We start from the raw sequence: 5,991 nt of genomic DNA, 5'->3' as shown, positions 1-5,991 counted from the left end.
GGCGAAATCCGGATGCAGCGCCACATCGCCCAGACCACCCTGACCGCCATAATCGACATCAGGCATACCGCCGACCAGCGATTTCTCTCCCTGCGGGCTTACAATAAGCAGTCGCCCTTTCTTTTCCGCTACCAGCATCCGCCCATCAGGCAAAAAGGCCATCGACCATGGTTCATCAAAACGGGTTATTTCTTCAATCTTGAATGGAAATTTATCTTGTGCCGATATAGAGAACGTTAGAAGTAAACCCAGAAGAGACGCAAATAGCTGCCGGCTCATAAAAACTCTCCTGCCTGTGATGTACATGTGAGCGTTGAGTATAGCAAAGCCATTGCAAACTGCAGTTTTCCGTTCTGCTTTGAACGCTTTAATGCTTGATTATCTGAACATTTACGCATTAACCTTGGGATCAGATCCGGTCTTTTTAACTTAATGGCTGCTAGCAAGACGTGAGACCTGACCCTCGTGTCAATTGGATCAAAAGGGGGGGTATACAGCAAACTCATCATGCCGGCTGCAAGGCATTGCGCAACGCCTCTTTATAGCGGCGCGACAGTGCCAGTTTATGGCCATTTTTAAGCAAAATATCGCCATCACCACTGCTGTCATATCGAATGCTATCAATAGCACTATGCTTTACTGCCAGGCTGCGGTGAATACGGCTGAAACCTAAACAGCTAAGTTGCAACAAGGTATTACTTAATGTTGCCCGCAAAGGGTAAATTCGCCCTTTACTGTGCAAGTTAACATAATTACCGCTGGCCTCCAGCCATTCAATCTCGTCTGTGCGGATTAAAAACTCTTTATCTAACTTCTTCACCAGAAAATGCTCTGGTGCGGTTGCTGCATGTTGTTGCGCAGTGCTGCCTTCCGCTTCATCCAGTTGGTGTGCTTCACCTTTAAGCCGGCTATAGCCGAACAGTATCAGCTGATATCCCAGTAGAAACGACAAATATCCCCAGGCATCTTTGCGGTACTCATAAAAAAACTCACGTAGCAGCGGGCCAAAGTTATAGTTACCACCTTGCCAGGCGTAAACCAGCTCGCGCATCGCCACCATTAAGCCCACGTGTAACAAAGCAAACACGGCACTGCCCACTACATGCGCCAGCAGCAGCCGCTTGGGGTGGTGCAATTGCAGCGGGTAACGGCTAAACCACCAAAATAATAGCGGGCAGAGCAATAAGGTGCTGAGGGCACTGCTATATTCCCAGGTGATCGGCTCCCACAGTTGCAAGCTAGTTTCACCGCTGCGGCTATGTTCCATCCAGACCGAACTGGCATTGATTGCCGCATTCAGTAAAAAATACAGTGCCAGCAACAAATAGCTATACAACACCGCATGCTGATCAAACCGCTGAAACACACTTTTTGTATTACTGTCCGTCACACTATGCCACCTGTTATCCCTGAACCCTGCCGCTAAGCCATTCGCTGCTGTATTCCGCTTCGCCGTGAAGGCAAGCTTCAATAACAACAACGGAGGCACTCTATGAATACCCTGAACGATACCCGACGCTATGACCTTGACTGGCTACGCACCTTGGCTTTTGGTTTACTGATTTTATATCACATTGGTATGTATTATGTCGCTGACTGGGGTTGGCATGTAAAAAGCGACGTTACCAGCACGGCATTACAAAATCTGATGATACTGACCAACCCATGGCGTATGTCATTAATCTTTTTTATTTCCGCTATGGCATTAGCGCTTGCCCAGCGCCATAGCGGCCGCTTGACCCTATTTGGTTTGCGGACTAATCGCTTACTGGTGCCGCTGCTATGCGGTATGTTTGTTGTGGTGGTACCACAGGTATATTTTGAAGCCTTGTCACAACAGCTAATAGAGCCAGGATTCTTCAATTTCTGGTGGCACTATATCAACCCCAACACGGAGTTGTTGCGCGATCACCATAGCCCAATTGGCCTACTGACCTGGAACCATCTGTGGTTTATTCCCTACTTGTGGTGTTACAGCGTACTGGTGTTACTTGGCGCACCGCTACTTAATGCGCTGGCGAATAAGTTGCAGCGACTGCCGGGCAGCATCGCGTTGCTGGCAGCCATGGTAACGTTAATCGGCGCATGGTATTTTTTACGCCAAGCCTTCCCGTCCAGCCACGCGTTGTTAGATGATTGGTATAATCACGCCAAGTACTTCAGCGTATTTATTGCCGGGTATCTGTTTGCGCTGCAGGGCAACTGGTGGCAAAAGGTCATTACCTATCGACGCTGGTTGTTACTGGCCGCCGTTTTCGGTTACACCCTGATTATTGCCGATCGCAATGGTCTGCTTGATAGTATTCCACAAAGCTTTGGCGAATCGGTCAGCGGCCGGCTGCTAATAGGTGTGGTATTGGCGTTAAACCATTGGGGCTGGATTTTAGCGTTAATTGGCTATGCCGGGCGCTATCTAAATCGCCGTACTAACATCATCGACAAAGACGGCAAACTGCTGCATTACAGTAATACCGCTATTTTGCCCTGGTATATGCTACATCAAACACTAATAGTTGTTTTCGCTATGTGGTTAAAACCGCTGGCATTGCCTGTGGCCATGGAAGCAGTGTTGCTTATTATACTGACAAGCGCGGGTTGCTGGTTAGGCTATGAGGTAATTAAGCGTTTTTGGTTAAGCCGCTGGTTATTTGGTTTAAAAGTCAGTTTAAAGCCCACTGACAAACACCCTCAAGCTGTCGAAACTCACTTTGCTGCAGTTGTCGCACCAAAGCAGGTAATAGTTAGCAGATCTGAAAAATAACGGCTGATAACCATTTGATGCAACCGAATAAACTAACTGTTGTGACCCTGAATTTTTAAATGAATTGCTATATTTTCAGCCAGGTCGCACTATGATTCAGTTAACTCACTACGTTTCATCATAAAAGGAAAGCATTATGACTTTGCATATTGAACTGATCCCAATACTCTCCATCATTGCCGGTATTCTGATATTGATTAAGCCGAAAATTTTGAACTACGTTGTGGCTATCTATTTGATCGCGGTAGGGGTAATTCAGCTTTTTGGTCTGAGAATATAGATGAGGACCTGGTGTCATCACCGGGCCAATTCTAAGACTTAGAATATTTCGTGCCAGAGCAAAATTAAGATTCTAATTTTGTGCTGGCCCAGTTCTATAAAACTACTTTGTCGCTGGTTGTCACGAAAGCTCATGCCATACTCCTGAACCCAACTAATTGCTAACATGAGACCATACACCAAGTGCGTCCATTGCCATCATAAAAAAACCTAACATCACCATTCCATACAAACTTACTTCCAGCCATAACGACAACCACCACTGAAGGGGGGTTGCTGCTTGCCGCACCGGCTGCAATGCATCGACAAAGCTGCTATTGCGCTCGTTGCGCCAACGGGCAAATGGCACAACAATCGCCATCGCGTAAAAGCCACTTTGAAAGGGCCAAACAACCCAATCACTAATGTAATCTTGCTTTGTTTGGCGTAACTTCTGTTGGATTGGTCGTGTAACAAGCATTGCAACTGTGGGATACGAAATTATTGTTAATAACAGAGAACTCACCCACAAAATAGAAAAAAAATCTCGAATCGAAAACTCCATTAACGACGACCTCGAATACGATCGTAAACATACCCAGTTTCGTTTTGTGCCCAGTTGTCCATCGCCGTGGCAGCCATGAATCCAAGTACTGCTGCACTGCCAATCAAAATAACCCATCCCACAGGCGTTAACGTTAGTCCCAGGCTAATCGCGCTTATTGCGGCGACAGAACCTTTTCCGAATGCATAACCCGTTAATGCTCCAGCAGCAAAACCTGAATACTGAGTTACTGCCATACGGGTGGCATCGCCCTGTGTCGTCATAACTTTATGGGTACGTGAACTATCTGAAGCTCCAAATCCCAAAAGTGGTCATAACAACACCAATCAGGATGCCTAACAACATGAAATATCCACTTAGCTCCAGCCAGGCTGAAAGCCACCATTGTAGAGGAGTTGCAGCTTTATGAACCGGTAGCAATGGCTCCAAAAAAGAACGGTTACGTTCAGTGATCATGCGTTCAATAGGCCAAAATACCACCATTGCATAAATTGGGCTTTGCCAGGGCCATATTACCCAATGACTAATTACATCTTGGCGCTTGGGTTTTAATAGTTTTTTTATCGGGCGAGTAACCCAAATTGCAGTAATCGGCCACGCTAAAAAAAAAGAAAGGGCAGAACCTATCAAAAGGAATGCAAACCAATCTTGTACAGCTATTAACATCAACGCCGTCCTCTTAAACGATCATATCCATAACCTGTTACATCCTGGGTAAGGTTGTCTGCAGCAGTGGCAGCGCCGAAACTTATCAAAGCGGCAGCACCTATCAAAAGAATCCAACCAACAGGCGATAATGTGAATGCTAAACTTAAGGCTCCTATCGCAGCAACGGATCCTTTACCAACTAAAATTCCGGTACCAGCACCGACAGCAAAACCTGAATACTGAGTTACTGCCATACGGGTGGCATCGCCCTGTGTCGTCATTACTTTATGGGTACGCGAACCAAAGTCCAGCACTAACAGTCCGCGTCCAATAATTTGGGTGCCATTAACAAAGCGCTGCACTGTTGCCACTTGCTGACTATTGGCAAAATGCAGGGATTGCCAAGTTTGATGACCGCGCCGGCCGCTGCGGGCGATATTTATACCGCGCTCAGCATTTAATAGAGCTGAGCGACCAGCTTGCGAGCTAAGGTTTGCATGGTAGCGTTGCAGTTGAGCCTGAAAACGCTGCACCATCTCAGCATGCACTCGCTTGGCGTGCGCTGCTTTGCTGGCAATTACTGAATTATGAGCGGATTTGGTTCGGGCGCCACTTGCCTGCGCCTTGGCCTGGCTGGCATCGTGCAAATCTATCAGGGCACGCTGATAACTTAGGATTGAGCGCTGAAACGCAGAGTATTTGCTATTTGCTGCACCCACTAACGCCCCGGCAGCCGTCAGACCATGTTCGTCTAATAGCGCCATTACTGGGTTTATTTGCTCTTCCGTAACATAGGCAATGGCCAGGGTATAGTCATCATATGCGGAGGCAACTTGCTGCAAGCGTTGCAACTCAGGGTGCGAAAAGCGGTTAAAGGCTTGTATTGTTAAGTCATCGCCAGGTGCACAGCTCATTAAATAAGGCTGATTTGGCAGTAAAAAATCGTCACGTCTATTATTAAATTTTTGATATTTCGCAAGCAGGTCTGGTTGCTCAGCAAAAATCTGCTCTGCTCGCTGACTTGAGCGGGAAAAGTAAATTTCTGGCATAGTGATATCCCTATACTAGTTAGTAACGCAGAAATCTTAGATGAAAAAACCCACTAAATAAACATTTTATTTCAATTAATTTTACATTTAGACTCTGGTGTTACTAGGAGCAGGGGTGCGCATGCTATTCCTGCATGATCTATTTTCTTAGTCCTGTAAGCTGTTAAAACAGAAGGCGCCGGTAGGTGGGGTGGAATTTGCTGTCTTTGGTAACAAATGGATCTGACCCTTAACGTTCTTCGCAAGCCGCTCAGCCGAGCAGATTAATCGGTATAAGCGATATTTCTTGCATATTCTGCTGCCTAAGCCCTTTTAACTGCTGACACAACAGCTGCTGGTATGGCTTAAATTCAGTTGCTGGTGGCAGAGCAAGGACAGGCGCACTTCAATGTAAAACAGGCATAACTTAGAAGAAATTTGTTTGCACCACATCAATTCCAAATAGTGTTATGTCTATGTAGGGTAAATGCGGCAAAAAGCAGTGGCAAGCAGCTCTAATAGCGTAAAAAAAGATGCCGGATGTGTTTTTAAAATACTGTCAAGCATGACTGTTTCCAGACTTTCGGTTATCGGTCGATTGCGAAAGCAGTTTTGACTCACGCGGTATCGCGATGAGCGTGTCGGCTAAATAGTGTGATGTAATGCACTTCGAATTGGGTAGCGCGAATTAACCAGTCCTGCTGGCTGAGATTCAGTCGCTGCAGAATAGG

General features: G+C 46.4%; 8 protein-coding genes. 2 read left to right on the top strand and 6 right to left on the bottom strand.

Annotation, left to right across the window (positions count from 1 at the left end; translation table 11 throughout):
• Both ABY802_RS15330 and ABY802_RS15325 read right to left on the bottom strand, forming a co-directional pair.
• Positions 1-279, bottom strand: a 279-nt coding sequence (locus ABY802_RS15330) for a PQQ-dependent sugar dehydrogenase (RefSeq protein WP_372627997.1), incomplete at its 3' end; no start/stop codon positions are given.
• Between the two features lie 226 nt (positions 280-505).
• Positions 506-1,390 (bottom strand): LytR/AlgR family response regulator transcription factor, encoded by an 885-nt coding sequence (locus ABY802_RS15325; RefSeq protein WP_372627996.1) that lies wholly within the window; start codon positions 1,388-1,390, stop codon positions 506-508.
• A 102-nt stretch (positions 1,391-1,492) separates the two neighbouring features.
• Between ABY802_RS15325 and ABY802_RS15320 the strand changes: the two genes are divergently transcribed.
• The gene (locus ABY802_RS15320) at positions 1,493-2,761 is read left to right on the top strand and encodes an acyltransferase family protein (protein WP_372627995.1); all 1,269 of its coding nucleotides are present in this window, start codon (positions 1,493-1,495) and stop codon (positions 2,759-2,761) included.
• Between the two features lie 136 nt (positions 2,762-2,897).
• Positions 2,898-3,041 carry a DUF3096 domain-containing protein gene (locus ABY802_RS15315; RefSeq protein ID WP_290610027.1) on the top strand — a complete coding sequence of 48 codons (144 nt, stop codon included), beginning with the start codon at positions 2,898-2,900 and terminating at the stop codon, positions 3,039-3,041.
• Between the two features lie 153 nt (positions 3,042-3,194).
• Here the strand turns inward: ABY802_RS15315 and ABY802_RS15310 are convergent, their stop codons facing one another.
• The 4 genes from ABY802_RS15310 to ABY802_RS15295 all read right to left on the bottom strand — a co-directional run bounded on the left by ABY802_RS15310 (position 3,195) and on the right by ABY802_RS15295 (position 5,281).
• Positions 3,195-3,401: a hypothetical protein gene (locus ABY802_RS15310; protein ID WP_372627994.1), complete on the bottom strand. Its 207-nt coding sequence runs from the start codon at positions 3,399-3,401 to the stop codon at positions 3,195-3,197.
• Positions 3,402-3,583: 182 nt separating this feature from the next.
• Positions 3,584-3,820 (bottom strand): hypothetical protein, encoded by a 237-nt coding sequence (locus ABY802_RS15305; RefSeq protein WP_372627993.1) that lies wholly within the window; start codon positions 3,818-3,820, stop codon positions 3,584-3,586.
• Between the two features lie 46 nt (positions 3,821-3,866).
• On the bottom strand, positions 3,867-4,250 hold the full coding sequence (locus tag ABY802_RS15300; protein ID WP_372627991.1) for a hypothetical protein: 384 nt from the start codon (positions 4,248-4,250) through the stop codon (positions 3,867-3,869).
• Positions 4,250-5,281: a hypothetical protein gene (locus tag ABY802_RS15295; RefSeq protein WP_372627990.1), complete on the bottom strand. Its 1,032-nt coding sequence runs from the start codon at positions 5,279-5,281 to the stop codon at positions 4,250-4,252. Before ABY802_RS15295 ends, ABY802_RS15300 begins: the two co-directional genes overlap by 1 nt.
• Positions 5,282-5,991 lie beyond the last annotated feature (710 nt).

Origin of the sequence: Arsukibacterium sp. (genome assembly GCF_041616895.1) — a bacterium.
Classification (GTDB): Bacteria; Pseudomonadota; Gammaproteobacteria; order Enterobacterales; family Alteromonadaceae; genus Alishewanella.
This window is presented reverse-complemented; position numbering and strand designations above follow the sequence as displayed.

Bases quoted from the DNA above. Each gene is read 5' to 3' on its own strand.
- ABY802_RS15305 (WP_372627993.1), bottom strand. From the start codon at position 3,820: ATGGCAGTAACTCAGTATTCAGGTTTTGCTGCTGGAGCATTAACGGGT.
- ABY802_RS15315 (WP_290610027.1), top strand. From the start codon at position 2,898: ATGACTTTGCATATTGAACTGATCCCAATACTCTCCATCATTGCCGGT.
- ABY802_RS15310 (WP_372627994.1), bottom strand. From the start codon at position 3,401: ATGGCGATTGTTGTGCCATTTGCCCGTTGGCGCAACGAGCGCAATAGC.
- ABY802_RS15320 (WP_372627995.1), top strand. From the start codon at position 1,493: ATGAATACCCTGAACGATACCCGACGCTATGACCTTGACTGGCTACGC.
- ABY802_RS15295 (WP_372627990.1), bottom strand. From the start codon at position 5,281: ATGCCAGAAATTTACTTTTCCCGCTCAAGTCAGCGAGCAGAGCAGATT.
- ABY802_RS15300 (WP_372627991.1), bottom strand. From the start codon at position 4,250: ATGTTAATAGCTGTACAAGATTGGTTTGCATTCCTTTTGATAGGTTCT.